Raw genomic sequence first — 14,113 nt, forward strand, 5'->3', positions numbered from 1 at the left:
CAGCGGGCGCGAAAGCCACGGGCGGCTCAGTCGAAGAGGGCCTCGATGTAGCGGTAGTCCACGGCGGTGGGTCGAGCCGGGAATGTGCTGGAGTCGAATTCGAGGCCGGAGCCGCGTAGATAGAGGTAGCGCTTGTTGCCGTCGGCAGGGATCTCGAGTCGCGGCCGCGGATCGCCGGATTCCAGGAACTGGGTGGTGACTGTCTTGCCTTGGAGGGGGCCGTCCGTGAGCTTCGCGGTGTACGTGCCCGTCGCTGAATTCGCCATGCTCCAATTGTCTCCGCCAGCGCAGGCCTGGCAACCCCCAATGGTCTCGCGCGGCGTGGTCGATTAGGCAGGCACCATATTGAAGTGTGTATGGTGTGCCATGGCCCACTTGGACCCGTACCTATAAAGAGGAGTCTGGTGCCAGGCACTAAGAAGCTGGTCATTGTCGAATCGCCGACGAAGATGAAATCGATCGCCGCGTATCTGGGCGACGGCTACGAGGTCTTGTCCTCGGTCGGCCATATTCGCGACTTGATCGAGCCCAAGAACCTGCCACCCGAACTGAAAAAGGGTCCGCTCGGCAAGTTCTCGGTCGACGTGGAAAACGGTTTCGAGCCGTACTACGTCGTGTCCGACGCGAAGAAGAAGACCGTGGCCGAACTCAAACGGGCCATGAAGAACGCCGACGAACTCCTGCTCGCAACTGATGAGGACCGCGAAGGCGAGGCCATCGCCTGGCACCTGCTGCAGGTCCTGCAGCCCAAGGTGCCGGTCAAGCGCATGGTCTTCCACGAAATCACCAAGGAAGCCATCCTTCAGGCGAAGGACAACACCCGCGACCTCGACACCGCCCTCGTCGACGCGCAGGAGACCCGGCGCATCCTCGACCGCATCTACGGCTACGAGATTTCCCCCGTGCTTTGGCGCAAGGTCGGCCCGGGCCTGTCCGCCGGCCGCGTGCAGTCCGCGGCCACCCGCCTCGTCGTCGAACGCGAACGCGAGCGCCTCGCGTTCGTGTCGGCCGGCTATTGGGACCTCATCGCCCAGCTTGCTACCGGCGCGTCCCGGGCGGATTCCGCATTCCAGTCGAAGCTCGTGCGCCTGGGCGGAGAGCGCATCGCCTCCGGCGGCGACTTCGACGACCTCGGCCGGCTGAAACCCAAGGTGACGGCGGTCACGCTCGACGAGGCATCCGCCCTCGCCCTGGCCACCGCCCTCAAGGAACCATCGGTCGCCCTGACCGTGACGAAGGTGACCGCCAAGCCCTACCGTCGTAGCCCGGCCGCGCCCTTCACCACCTCGACCCTGCAGCAGGAGGCGGCCCGCAAGCTTCGCTTCACCGCCCGCCAGACCATGAGCGTGGCCCAGTCGCTCTACGAAAACGGGTACATCACCTATATGCGAACCGACTCGCCGTCGCTGTCGCAGCAGGCGATCACGGCCGCGCGCACCCAGGCGGCGGCGCTCTACGGCCCCGAAACGGTGCCCGACAAGCCCCGCCTGTACAAGGGCAAGAGCAAGAACGCTCAGGAGGCGCACGAGGCGATCCGTCCGTCCGGCGACACATTCCGCACCCCTTCGGCGCTCGCATCCACTCTGCGCGGCAACGACTTCAAGCTCTATGACCTGATCTGGAAGCGCACCGTCGCCTCGCAGATGGCGGATGCGACCGGCTCGACCGCGTCGGTGACCATCGCGGCCGGGCCGACCGGCACGTCCACGCACCCCGCGACATCCGGGGTGCTCGCGGAATTCGCCGCCAGCGGCACCGTGATCACGTTCCGCGGCTTCATGCTGGCCTATGAGGAATCCCGTGACGAGGAGCGCAACGCACCCACCGACGCCACCGAGTCCAAGCTGCCGCCGCTCGAAGAGGGCCAGAAGCTGACCCTGCTCGACGTGGAAGCCAAGGGCCACGAGACCACCCCGGCCGCCCGCTACACCGAGGCGAGCCTGGTGAAGAAGCTCGAGGAGCTCGGCATCGGCCGCCCCTCGACGTACGCGTCGATCATCTCCACGATCACCGAGCGCGGCTACGTCACCCCCCGCGGCCAGTCGCTGGTGCCCAACTGGATCGCCTTCTCCGTCGTTCGCCTGCTCGAGGAGTACTTCTCCGACCTGGTCGAATACGACTTCACCGCCGAGATGGAAGACGACCTCGACCGCATCGCCGACGGCAAAGCCGACCGGGTGGACTGGCTGACCAGCTTCTACTTCGGTTCCGACAAGCACCGCGGCCTGCGCCAGGTCATCGACAACCTCGGCGAGATCGACGCGCGCTCGATCAACTCGATGCCCATCGGCGACGACATCACCCTGCGCATCGGCAAGTACGGTCCCTACCTCGAGGTCATCGACCCGGGCGCGGCACCGGATGCCCCGCCGCGCCGGGTGAACATCCCGCCGAACCTGGCCCCCGACGAGCTGACCCCGGCGAAAGCCCGCGAACTCATCGACGCGCCGGTCATCACCGACCGCGTGATCGGCGAGAACCCGGAGAACGGCAAGCGGATCGTGGCGAAGGACGGCCGGTTCGGCCCCTACGTCACCGAGCTGGAGCCCGAGGTCGAGGTCGTCGAACCCGGCGAGACCATCGACCCGGTCACCGGCGAGGTGACCCTGCTTGCCGATTCGGCCGCCGCCGAGGCTGCCTCCACGACCAAAACGACGGCCGCGGCCGCGAAGCCCAAGCGCAAGCCCCCGGCGAAGAAGGTCGCCGCGGTGAAACCGCGCACGGCCTCGTTGTTCAAGACCATGGACCTCGCCACGATCGACCTCGACACGGCCCTGCATTTGCTCGCCCTGCCGCGCGTGGTCGGCCTCGACCCGGAGACGGGCGCGGAGATCACGGCCCAGAACGGCAAGTTCGGCCCGTATCTCAAGAAGGGCGTGGACACCCGGTCACTGACCAGCGAGGACCAGATCTTCGAGATCGATCTGGCCGGTGCGGTCGACCTGTACGCCCAGCCCAAGTACGGCGCCCGGCGGGCGTCGAGCGCGCTCAAGGAGTTCGAGGCTCCCGACCCCGAGAGCGGCAAGGCGATCAAGATCAAGGACGGCCGGTTCGGCGCCTACGTCACCGACGGCATCACCAACGCCACCATCCCGAAAGCCGAGACGGTGGAGGAGGTCGACTTCGACCGCGCCGTGCAGCTGCTCGCCGACAAGCGCGCCAAGGGCCCGGCCGTCAAGAAGGCGCCGGCGAAGAAGGCCCCGGCCAAGAAGACGGCGGTCAAGAAGGCCCCGGCGAAGAAGACGGCGGTCAGGAAGGCCCCGGCTCGGAAGTCGGCCGTCAAAAAGCCGACTCCGTCGGGTGCCACCACGACGGTGCGCGCTCAGCGCACCCCGGCTCAGAAGGCCGCGACGGCGGCCAAGGCTGCGGCGACCCGGGCGGCCACCGCGGCCGCGAAGGCCGCGACCCAGGCGTCGTCGCTGTCGTGACCCGAGAAGTTCCGGAAGCCGTGACCGGTCCCGCCGCTGCCGGGCTGTTCATCACCCTCGAGGGTGGTGACGGGAGCGGCAAGACGACCCAGTCGGAGCTTCTCACCGACTGGCTCCGGCAGAGCGGGCGCACCGTGCTGCGCACCCGCGAGCCCGGCGGAACGGATGTCGGCGGCGCCATCCGTGAGATCGTGCTGCACCACCGCGGTGAGATCGCACCGCGGGCCGAGGCGCTCCTCTACGCCGCCGACCGGGCCCAGCACATCGCGACCGCGGTGCGGCCGGCGCTCGCCCGAGGCGAAGTGGTGATCCAGGACCGCTATCTGGACTCATCCGTCGCCTACCAGGGTGCCGGACGGGTGCTCGACGCCACCCCGGTGCGTGATCTGTCGCTCTGGGCGGCGGAGGGACTGTTGCCCGCGCTGACCGTGCTGCTCGACCTCGACGAGACCGTGGCGCGCGGCCGCCTCGACGCTGAGAACAAGCCCTTCGACCGGCTCGAGGCGGAGAAGAGCGACTTTCACCGCCGGGTGCGCGCCGCGTTCCTCGCCCTGGCCGACGCCGAGCCGGAGCGGTTTCTGGTCGTGGACGCCGGGCGTCCGGTGGCCGAGATCGCCGCCGTCATCCGCGACCGGGTCGCCGCGCTGCTCTAGGGATGGTGTGAACGGATGTCCGAGGCCGCTGCGGCCCGGCGGCCCGCCGCTGCGGCGGCATCCGTTTCACGCGCGGGCTCGCCGTGCGCCGTGCGCCGTGCGAATTCGACGGAGATTTTGGCCCTGGACCCCGTTATCGGCCCCAAACCGGCCGTTTTCGGCAAAATCTCCGTCGAATTGGTTCGGCACCAGGCGCGGTGCTGCGCCGGCTGGACGGAATGCGCCGACTGGACGGGCCCTGCCGGGGGCGCAACCAGCTGACGGCGCCGGCTGGACGAGCTCTAAGCCCTCTGTCACCGACGAAAGGTACTCTGGTCCGATGACTGTGTGGGATGGCCTGACGGGTCAGGCGAGAGCGATCGCGATCTTCCGCGCGGCGGCCGAACGTCCGAGTGACGGAGACGCCGAGGCGCGCGCCGGGTCGGCCATGACGCACGCCTGGCTGATCACCGGGCCGCCCGGCTCGGGCCGCTCCAACCTCGCGTTCGCCTTCGCGACCGCGCTGCTCAGTCCCGGCACCGAGGCCGGTGACGAGAGCGCCCGCCGCCTGGTCGACGCCCGGACGCATCCCGACCTGACCGTGCTCTCCACCGAGGGCGTCATCATCAAGATGGACTCGGTCAAAGAGGCCGTGAAGCGCTCGCAGTACTCACCGTCGGTGGGCCGTTACCGGGTGGTCGTGGTCGAAGACGCCGATCGCATGGTCGAGCGCACCTCCAACGTTCTGCTCAAGGCTTTGGAAGAGCCGCCGGAGCGCACCGTGTGGATTCTCTGCGCTCCCAGCGAGGCTGACCTGCTGCCCACGATCCGGTCCCGCGTGCGATCGGTGCGGTTGCGGGTGCCGAGCATCGACGACGTCGCCGAGCTGCTCGTGGCCCGGGACGGTGTCGACCGGGCCACCGCGGAACGAGCCGCTCGGGAGGCGCAGAGCCACATCGGCATGGCCCGCCGCCTGGCGACGAACCCCGAGGCGCGAGCGCGACGCGAGGAGACCCTGCGGGCGGCCCTCGGCATCCGCGGCGTGTCGGCGGCGGTGAATGCGGCGGCCCGGCTGCTCGCCATCGCCGGTGACGACGCGAAGGCGATCACGCTCGAGCGCGACGCCGCCGAGCGTGAGGGCGTGTTGCGCTCCCTGGGCGTCGAGCCGGGACAGTCGGTCCCGCCCGGCCTGCGCAGCCAGATCAAGGCCCTCGAAGATGACCAGAAGCGGAGGGCCACCCGCAGCCTCCGCGACGGGATCGACCGCATCCTGGTCGACCTCACCTCGCTGTACCGCGACGTGATCATGGTGCAGCTCGGCCGGGAGACCAGCGTCATCAACCGGGAACTCCTCACGGAGGTGCGGGCGGCGGGAACCGTCTGTGCGCCCGCCGCCACGCTCTTCACCCTGGACGCGATCGCCCAAGCCCGGCAGCGGATCGAATCGAACGTGGCGCCGGCGCTGGCCCTCGAGGCCATGCTCGTATCGGCAATCCGCCGGTGACCGAGAACACGTCCCAGAAAAGGGGAATCCGTTGACCAGACGAACTCGCGTGCGCACCCTGTCGGCGCGTGCCAGGGCCACCGCCCTGGCACTGGTGCTCGCCATGGGCCTCAGCGGCTGCGTGCCGCTGTTCCTGCCGGGGCAGGCGCCGACCACCTCGGTCCCGACCGGGGAGAAGGTCGACGCCGACCTCGAACCGTTCTATGACCAGGTGCTGAAGTGGGCGGACTGCGACTCCGGCCTGCAGTGCACCACGGCTTCGGCGCCGCTCGACTGGGCCGACCCGGGCAGCGGCGAGACGGTCGACCTGGCGCTGGTGCGGCATCCGGCCACGGGCACCCGGGTGGGTTCCCTGCTGGTCAATCCCGGAGGCCCCGGCGGCTCCGGTTACGACTTCGTGAAGGATTCCCTCGACTACGCCACGGATGCGAAGCTGCAGGCCGGTTTCGACGTCGTCGGTTTCGACCCGCGCGGGGTGGGCCGTTCCTCGGCGGTGAGCTGTTACGAACCGGCTGAGATGGACGAGTACCTCTACGGCTTGCCCGCCGCGGTGCGGGGGAGCGACGCCTGGATCCAGGAGCTGTCGACGGCCGCCGTCGACTTCGGGGCCGCCTGCCAGGAGAATACCGGCGCCCTGCTCGCACACGTCGACAGCCTCAGCGCAGCCCGCGACCTCGACCTGCTGCGCGCCGCGCTCGGTGACGAGAAGCTCAACTTCCTCGGCTACTCCTACGGCACCTTCCTCGGTGCGACCTACGCGGACCTCTACCCCGAGCGGGTCGGACGCCTCGCCCTCGACGGCGCCCTCGACCCGTCCACCAGCAACGCCGATGTGACCCGGGTGCAGGCCACCGGGTTCGAGAACGCGCTGCGCTCCTATCTGGCCGACTGCCTGGCCGGCGAGGAGTGCCCCTTCGATGGCACCGTCGACGAGGCCATGACTACCATCGGAGCCCTGCTCGCCTCGGTTGACGTCAGCCCGATCACGGCCACCGACGGCCGTCGACTCGGCGCGAACACGCTGCTCACCGCCATCATCTACCCGCTCTACCAGGCCACCGCGTGGCCGAACCTGAGCGAGATGTTCGCGAGCGTTCTGCAGGGCGATGCCGACATGGCCTTCCAGTTCGCGGACGGCTACAATGGCCGGTCCGCCGACGGCACCTACCGCGACAACGCGACCGAGGCCTTTCTGGCAATCAACTGCGTGGACTACAGCTACAACGACGATCCCGCCTCGATGCGCGCGCAGGCCGCCGAGATCGAACAGGCCGCCCCGACGATCGGCAAGTACATGGCGTTCGGCGACATCGGCTGCGCCAACTGGCCCTACCAGTTTGACGGGGAGCGGTCCGAGATCGCCGCCGAGGGGGCCGACCCGATCCTGGTCATCGGCACCACCAACGACCCGGCCACACCCTATGTGTGGGCCGAGAACCTGTCGGAGCAGCTCGCCAGCGGCCACCTCGTCACCTTCACCGGCGAAGGGCACACCGCCTACAACAAATCGAACGACTGTGTGAACTCGGCCGTCGACGATTACCTGCTGAAGGGCACGGTGCCGGCCGAAGACCCGATGTGCTGAGCATCCGCCTGGCTGCAGATTTGCGCGCTGTGTAAGAATTGAGGCATGTCGCTGCACCACGAGGAACCGGGCCTACGCGAACGTAAGCGGCTCGCAACGCGACGCGCCATCCAGCGCGCCGTGTTGACGCTCTCCTGCGAGCGGGGGCTCGAGAAGGTGACCGTCGAGGACATCAGCCGGCTCGCCGATGTGTCGCCGCGCACCTTCTTCAACTACTTCCCCTCGAAGGATGCCGCGCTGGTCGGCGACGAACTCGACCTCGCGTCCGAAGAGCAGATCGAGGCCTTCGTGCACGGCGGCCGCGATGGGGACATCCTGGCCCAGCTGGCCGCGCTGCTCTCGGTCAGCCTCAGGAACACCGAGGGTGACCGGGAGATCCACCAGCTGCGGCGTCAGGTCATGAAGGAGAATCCCTACCTGTTCGGGATGCGGATGGCCACCCTGCGCAACTTCGAGGGTCGACTGCAGGAGATCGTCACCCGGCGCTTCGTCGTCGACCACCCCGAGCTCGGCGCCGGCTCGGCGCAGCTTGAGCAGCGGGCGCTCCTGTTCACCATGGTGGCCGTGGCTGCGCTCCGCCACGCCTGGCGGTGCTGGGCCGACTCCGACGCGGCCCGCCCCCTGGCCACGCACGTCGCGGCATCCTTCGCGGACCTGTACGAGATGACCCTGAAGACCAGCTAGACTTTGTAGCTGTGTCCGAGGTTTTCCGAGAGGAATAATCGTGACGCCGCCTTAGCTCAGTCGGTAGAGCGTCTCACTCGTAATGAGAAGGTCATCAGTTCGATTCTGATAGGCGGCTCCATCTCAACTCAGGCAGCCGTGGCTTTCGCTCGTGCCGCGCACGCCCGGCACGCAAGTGCTCACCGCGAAGTCACCCGAATCGCGTACAGGGGCGTTGGGCTCGTGGCCGGGACGAAATCGACCGCCTCATCGACCGAAGTCGCCTCACCCGCGTGGTCGCCAACCGCAACCTCGCGGAAAGCCACTTAGTGCACGCACGCACGCACGCACGCGGCGCGGCTCATCGAGCTGATACCGCCCTACTGAGCCCGCAACCTGAGGCTGACTGAGCCGACCGGGGCATCCGTCGTCACGTAAACGCGGAGATTTTCGGGAAACGCCGGTTCTACGGCCCGGCCGAGCGGCGTGTTGCGAAAATCTCCGGAGTCACCGTGCTGTCCCCACGGATGCCCGGTGCCGGGCCGCCGGACCAGGTCGCCGGGTCGTGACGGGCTCGGCCGCCGGCCGCCCGCGATCGCTAGGCTGATCCCATGACCGACACAACCCGCACCGACACTATTCGCTGGGGAATCCTGGCCACGGGCGGGATCGCCCACGCATTCACGGACGACCTCGTCCGGAACGGTTTTCAGGTGCAGGCGGTCGGTTCCCGCTCGCAGGCGTCGGCGGATGCCTTCGCGGCCGAGTTCGGCATTCCCACGGCTCATCCGAGCTACGAGGCCCTGGCCGCGGACCCGGATGTCGATATCATCTACATTTCGACCCCGCATCCGTTTCACGCCGAGAACGCCAAGCTCGCCCTGAATGCCGGCAAGCATGTTCTGATCGAGAAGCCGATCACCCTGAACGGCGCCGAGGCCCGCGAGGTCGTCGACCTCGCCGCGACCCTGGGGCTGCTGGTGCTCGAGGGAATGTGGACCCGGTTCCTGCCGCACATGGTGCGCATCCGCGAGATCCTCGCCGAGGGCACCCTCGGCGACGTGCGCACCCTGATCGCCGATCACACCCAGGACCTGCCGGATGACCCGGCGCACCGGCTGAACGCCATGCACCTGGGCGGCGGGGCGCTCCTCGACCTCGGCATCTACCCGCTCACCTTCGCGTCCGAACTGTTCGGACGCCCCGAGACGATCCTCGCGACCGCCACCTTCAAGGCCACCGGCGCCGACGCGCAGATCGCCACGACCTTCCGCTACGCGGGCGGGCAGATCGCCCAGACCCTGTCGGCCAGCAACACCACCGGCCCGAACACGGCCACCATCCTCGGCACGCTGGGCCGCATCGACATCGACCGGGTCTGGTACTCGCCCACGGACTTCCGGGTGCTCAACAGCGCGAACGAGGTCATCGAGACCTTCACCGCCGAGATCAACGGGCGCGGCATGCACTACCAGGCGGCCGAAGCGGAGCAACTGATCCGGGCCGGCAAGATCTCGAGCGACATCCTGCCGGTCGAGGAAGTGGTGGCGATCATGGAGACGCTCGACCTGGTGCGCGCGCAAATCGGCCTGCGGTACCCCGGGGAGTAAGCGGGAGTCCGTGCGCTGTGCTCCGGTCGATAATCTGACCAGTAGAGCGGGAGGGGGCAGAATGGCGCTGCGTGGATCCAGTGGTGGTGTCACGAACCGGCCTCACCGCCCCCATACGTGGCCGTTGCGGCTCCTCGGCGCGCTGGTCGCGTGCTCCGTCGTCGAGCCGCTCGAGTTCGTTCCGCCCGTCGGATGACGCCACCCCCCGTTTTGGGGTGGTCGTACTCGGGGGCGTTGGTCCATCGGCCCATGACGGCTCGGCTAGCGTGTACGCAACGGGAGCGGGGGATCCGATGCACGCCAACGCGCACGCGGATCGAATCGATGACCGCTCCCTTCGCCATGCGCGGCTCGGCCGCTGGATCCTGTGGCTGATGTGGGTGCTGCTGATCGGTTACGCGATCGGCCTGTTCGCCTCCTTCGGCCCGGTTTTCACCGGCTCCTTGTCGCTAATCACTGCGGGGCTCCCGGCCCTGCTCTGCTGGGCAGCCGCGCTCTGCGCGGAGCGCGGCCGCACGCAGCTGATTCTGGTGTCGGCCGCGATGACGGCCTTTACCCTCGGCAGCACCTATTACCTGCTCGCGGGCGCGGCGACCCTCTCGTTTCCGTCTCCGGCCGACATCGGTTACACGCTTTTCTATCCGCTGATCCTGGCCGGACTGGCTGTCCTGGTCCACCGTCAGCGTGGTGAAATACCCCGGTCGGTCCTGGTGGACGGAACCATCGGGTCGCTTGGCGCGGCATCCGTGCTGGCCGTGTTGCTCAGCCCGGTGATTGCATCCGCGGGTGTCTGGCCGCCCTCCCCGGCCGCCCTGGTGTCCGCCAGCTACCCTCTGCTCGATCTGTTGCTCGTGTCGGTCATCACGGGGATTGCCGCCGCCCGCGGACTCGACGTGGGCCGACGGTGGGCCCTGCTGGTGCTCGGACTCCTGATCTTCGCGGCAACCGACGCCGTCTACGCCTTCCAGGTTTCCGCCGGAACGTACACCTTCGGGGAGCCGTTGGATGCGGGCTGGGCGCTCGGCCTCACCCTCATTGCGGTCTGGGCGTGGGACTTGGCTCGGCCCGGTGTCACCGCCCGGCGCCCCCTGAGCGGCGTGTGGACTCTCGCGGTGCCCGGGGCAGCCACGATCGCCGGGATGGCGGTGCTCGTCCTCGGCACGCAGGTGAAGATCTCCACAGGCGCCGTGCTCCTCGCAGGCGTGACCCTGGTGCTCGGGACCGTGCGCACTCAGCTCGCCTCCCGGCAGATCGGGCGGATGGCCGACCTTCACCGCCAGGCGAGCACCGACGACCTGACCGGGCTGCCGAACCGGCGCGCCCTCTACGCCGAGGCATCCGCTCACCTCGTGCCCGGGGACGGCCACCGGAGCGCCCTGCTGCTCCTGGATATCGACCGGTTCAAGGAAGTGAACGACAGTCTCGGCCACGACGTCGGCGATCTGCTGCTGGTGCAGGCCGGATCGCGCCTGTTCGATCAGCGACGACCGGGCGATCTTCTCGCCCGGCTCGGCGGCGACGAGTTCGCGCTTTTGATCCAGGACGCCGGCCACGACGAGGCCGTGGCGGCGGCCGTGCGGCTGCGGGCGGTCCTGGCCCGGCCGTTCACGCTGGAGGGCATCGCGATCGAGTCCAACGTCAGCATCGGCATCGCCCTATTCCCCGACCAGGGTGACACCCTCAAGGTGCTGCTGCGCAAGGCCGACATGGCCATGTACAAGGCCAAGTCCTCCCGCAGCGGGCACCACGTCTTCGTCTGCTCCGACGACGATCACGGCGACTCCAGGCTGCGGATGATGGAAGACCTGCGCGGCGCCCTCGCCATGGACGAACTCGTGCTGCACTACCAGCCCAAGATCGAGCTGGCCACCGGGCACGTGCACGGTGTGGAGGCGCTGGTGCGCTGGCAGCACCCGAGCCGGGGTCTGCTGCCTCCCGACGTGTTCCTGACCCTGGCCGAAGACGTCGGGCTCATGCGCGACCTGACCCGGATCGTGCTGGGAAAGGCGCTCGACCAGGCCGCGGTCTGGCGTGCGCAGGGAACACCGCTGACCGTTGCGGTCAACATGTCTCCCAGCACCCTGATCGAGTCCGATCTGCCCGCACGCATCGCCGCCATGATCCAGGTGCGGGGGTTGTCGGCCGCCGACCTGATGCTGGAGATCACCGAAGAGTTCCTGATGGAAGACCGGGCCAGGGCCAGGGACATCCTGATCCGCCTGCGGGAGAGCGGCATCCGCATTGCCGTGGATGATTTCGGCACCGGCTACAGCTCCCTCGCCTACCTCCGGGACCTGCCGATCGACGAGCTCAAACTCGACAAGTCCTTCGTGTTCCCGATGGCCGACGACGCCAGGGCCGCGGCCCTGGTGGCCTCGATCATCGCGCTCGCGCACAGCCTCGGCGTGCGCATGGTGGCGGAGGGCGTCGAGGACGCCGTCGCCTACGCCGAGCTGACCCGGTACGGCTGCGACGAGGCCCAGGGCTTCCACATGTCCCGCCCGCTTCCGGCCGCGGCACTGGATGCCTGGCTCGCCGCCCGGCACGCGCCGGCGGCCACGCGGGCGCCGTCGCAACGCCGCAGTAACGCCGTCGCAACGCCGTGGGCACGAGGCACAGGCTGACTCACAAGCCCGGCGGGTAGGGTTCACGGGTGGAAGAATCGAAGCCTCGCAAACGCCTCGCGGCCGTCCTCGTCACCGTGGCGGTGCTGCTGGGCGCGGGTGCCGTCCTGATCGGGGCGTCGACCCGGGCCCCGGATGCCGCGGCCACCGCCTCCATCGCCGCCGCGAACACCGGTGCGAGCGTGAACGTGCCGGCCGCGGAACCCGTTTCGGAGCGCCCCGTGCCGTCCACCGCCTCCGATGCCAGAAACCTGCGTACGTGTTCGGTCTCAGCGCTGGCCGCCGACCCCCGGTTGGCTGATTTCCAGGCCCAGGTGGTCAACGCCAGCACCGGCGAGGTGCTCTTCGACCGCGGCGGCGATACCTCCTCACGCACGGCGAGCGTGCTCAAGGTGCTGACCAGCGCCGCCGCCCTTGAGGTGCTCGGACCGGACTACCGGGCCACGACCACCGTCGTCACCGGCAGCACACCGGGGTCTGTCGTGCTGGTCGGCGGGGGAGACCTCACCCTCACGCGCCTGCCCACCGGCACGGAATCCGTCTACCCCGGCGCAGCCCACGTCGATGAGCTCGCCCGCCAGACCCTCGCCGCCTGGCGGGCGAACCCGGCGAACCCGCCGATCACCTCCCTCGTGCTGGACGCCTCGTTCTTCGGCGGGCCCGGCTGGGAACCGAGCTGGGATGAACTGGAACGCAACGCCGGTTCCATGCCCGACGTGACCGCCCTGCAGGTCGACGGTGACCGCGACGACCCCTCGCGTCAGAGCTCTTCCCGCAGCGCCGACCCCGTCGGGCGCGCCGGCGCGGCCTTCGCCGCCGCGCTCGGCGGCGGCGTGAGCGTCAGCGTCGGCACCGCGCCGGCCGGGGCCGAGCAGCTCGCCGCCGCCCGGTCCCAGCCCGTGTCCGTGCTGATCGGGCAGTCGCTGATCGTGTCGGACAACACCCTCGCCGAGATGCTCGCCCGGCTCGTCGCGGTGGAGTCCGGGGCCGGCAACACCTATGGCGCCCTGCAGGAGTCCGTCGTCGCGGCGCTCGACGCCTATGGCATCGACACGACCGGCATCATCATCCGGGACGGCTCAGGCCTCAGCGACGACAACGCCGTACCGCCGTCGTATCTCACCCGGCTGTTCGTCAAGATCAACGCGCGCGACGGCGACCTCGGCGTCATCTTCGACGGCCTACCGATCGCCGGTGGACCCACCGGATCGCTGTCCTACAGCGACCGGTTCACGGGCGACAACGCCGTCGCCGACGGCGCCGTCTTCGCCAAGACAGGCTGGATCGACACCGGCTACACGCTCTCCGGCATTATCCGGGCGGCCGACGGCACGCCGCTCACCTTCGCCGTTTACGCGCTCGGGGATGTGAGCGATAATGCGAAGCAGGCGCTCGACACCATCACCGCCGGGTTCTTCCGCTGCGGCGACAACCTGTCGAACTCCTGACTTCAACCGGCGACAGAAGGAGCAATCCGTGACCAGGGCCCTGTTCATCATCGACGTTCAGAACGATTTCACCGAGGGCGGGGCCCTCGCCGTCGAGGGTGGGTCTGCGGTGGCCGCGGGCGTCAGCGCGCTGCTGGGGGAACATCCGGATGCCTATGACGTGATCTTCGCCTCCCGCGACTGGCACGACCCCGACAGCGACAACGGCGGACACTTCGCCCGGGCCGGCGAGCCAGGCTCCACGGACTCCTGGCCCGTGCACTGCGTGGCGGGCACCCCTGGCGCCGAGTACCACCCCTCGCTGCTGGTGCCGGACACGACCATCCACATTCGCAAGGGGCAGGGCCAACCGGGCTACTCCATTTTCGACGGCATCTCGGTGGGCGGCGAGAAGACGGGCGAGCTGCTCATCGCGAACGGGGTGACCGACATCGACATCGTCGGCCTCGCCACCGACCACTGTGTGCGCGCGTCCGGCCTGGATGCGCGGGGCCACGGCCAGCATGTGCGGGTACTGACCGACCTCGTCGCCGGCGTCGCCCCGGACACGAGTGACGCGGCTCTGGGCGAGCTGGCCTATGCCGGTGCCGTGCTCGTCACCTCCGACGTGGTCGTCTGA

Annotated in this window: 10 protein-coding genes and 1 tRNA gene; 10 read left to right on the plus strand and 1 reads right to left on the minus strand. The window is 68.9% G+C overall.

The window, feature by feature from the left end:
* Positions 1-26: 26 nt before the first annotated feature.
* A complete protein-coding gene (locus CXY79_RS01510; protein WP_104099401.1) occupies positions 27-266 on the minus strand; it encodes a hypothetical protein in 240 nt (79 codons plus the stop codon).
* Positions 267-404: 138 nt separating this feature from the next.
* On the opposite strand from CXY79_RS01510, the gene topA reads away from it, so the two are divergent.
* The 10 genes from topA (at position 405) to CXY79_RS01560 (ending at position 14,113) form a co-directional block, all read left to right on the plus strand.
* Positions 405-3,428 (plus strand): type I DNA topoisomerase, encoded by a 3,024-nt coding sequence (topA, locus tag CXY79_RS01515; protein WP_104099402.1) that lies wholly within the window; start codon positions 405-407, stop codon positions 3,426-3,428.
* Positions 3,425-4,081, plus strand: a complete 657-nt coding sequence (tmk, locus tag CXY79_RS01520) for a dTMP kinase (protein ID WP_233191130.1) — start codon at positions 3,425-3,427, stop codon at positions 4,079-4,081. Before topA ends, tmk begins: the two co-directional genes overlap by 4 nt.
* Before the next feature lie 319 nt (positions 4,082-4,400).
* On the plus strand, positions 4,401-5,564 hold the full coding sequence (locus CXY79_RS01525; protein WP_104099403.1) for a DNA polymerase III subunit delta': 1,164 nt from the start codon (positions 4,401-4,403) through the stop codon (positions 5,562-5,564).
* A gap of 31 nt (positions 5,565-5,595) precedes the next feature.
* Positions 5,596-7,149 carry an alpha/beta hydrolase gene (locus tag CXY79_RS01530; protein ID WP_233191132.1) on the plus strand — a complete coding sequence of 518 codons (1,554 nt, stop codon included), beginning with the start codon at positions 5,596-5,598 and terminating at the stop codon, positions 7,147-7,149.
* A 45-nt stretch (positions 7,150-7,194) separates the two neighbouring features.
* Positions 7,195-7,833: a TetR/AcrR family transcriptional regulator gene (locus CXY79_RS01535; protein ID WP_104099404.1), complete on the plus strand. Its 639-nt coding sequence runs from the start codon at positions 7,195-7,197 to the stop codon at positions 7,831-7,833.
* A gap of 45 nt (positions 7,834-7,878) precedes the next feature.
* Positions 7,879-7,954: transfer RNA gene (locus tag CXY79_RS01540), tRNA-Thr, on the plus strand.
* Positions 7,955-8,423: 469 nt separating this feature from the next.
* On the plus strand, positions 8,424-9,422 hold the full coding sequence (locus tag CXY79_RS01545; protein ID WP_104099405.1) for a Gfo/Idh/MocA family protein: 999 nt from the start codon (positions 8,424-8,426) through the stop codon (positions 9,420-9,422).
* A gap of 266 nt (positions 9,423-9,688) precedes the next feature.
* Entirely contained in the window at positions 9,689-12,046 is a 2,358-nt protein-coding gene (locus CXY79_RS01550) for a bifunctional diguanylate cyclase/phosphodiesterase (protein ID WP_146068068.1), read from the plus strand.
* Between the two features lie 29 nt (positions 12,047-12,075).
* Entirely contained in the window at positions 12,076-13,494 is a 1,419-nt protein-coding gene (locus tag CXY79_RS01555; RefSeq protein ID WP_233191134.1) for a D-alanyl-D-alanine carboxypeptidase/D-alanyl-D-alanine-endopeptidase, read from the plus strand.
* Positions 13,495-13,522: 28 nt separating this feature from the next.
* On the plus strand, positions 13,523-14,113 hold the full coding sequence (locus tag CXY79_RS01560) for an isochorismatase family protein (RefSeq protein WP_104099407.1): 591 nt from the start codon (positions 13,523-13,525) through the stop codon (positions 14,111-14,113).

This window comes from Cryobacterium sp. M96, from assembly GCF_002929845.1.
In the GTDB taxonomy this organism is placed as follows: domain Bacteria; phylum Actinomycetota; class Actinomycetes; order Actinomycetales; family Microbacteriaceae; genus Cryobacterium; species Cryobacterium sandaracinum.

Bases quoted from the DNA above. Each gene is read 5' to 3' on its own strand.
- CXY79_RS01545 (WP_104099405.1), top strand. From the start codon at position 8,424: ATGACCGACACAACCCGCACCGACACTATTCGCTGGGGAATCCTGGCC.
- CXY79_RS01535 (WP_104099404.1), top strand. From the start codon at position 7,195: ATGTCGCTGCACCACGAGGAACCGGGCCTACGCGAACGTAAGCGGCTC.
- CXY79_RS01510 (WP_104099401.1), bottom strand. From the start codon at position 266: ATGGCGAATTCAGCGACGGGCACGTACACCGCGAAGCTCACGGACGGC.
- CXY79_RS01525 (WP_104099403.1), top strand. From the start codon at position 4,401: ATGACTGTGTGGGATGGCCTGACGGGTCAGGCGAGAGCGATCGCGATC.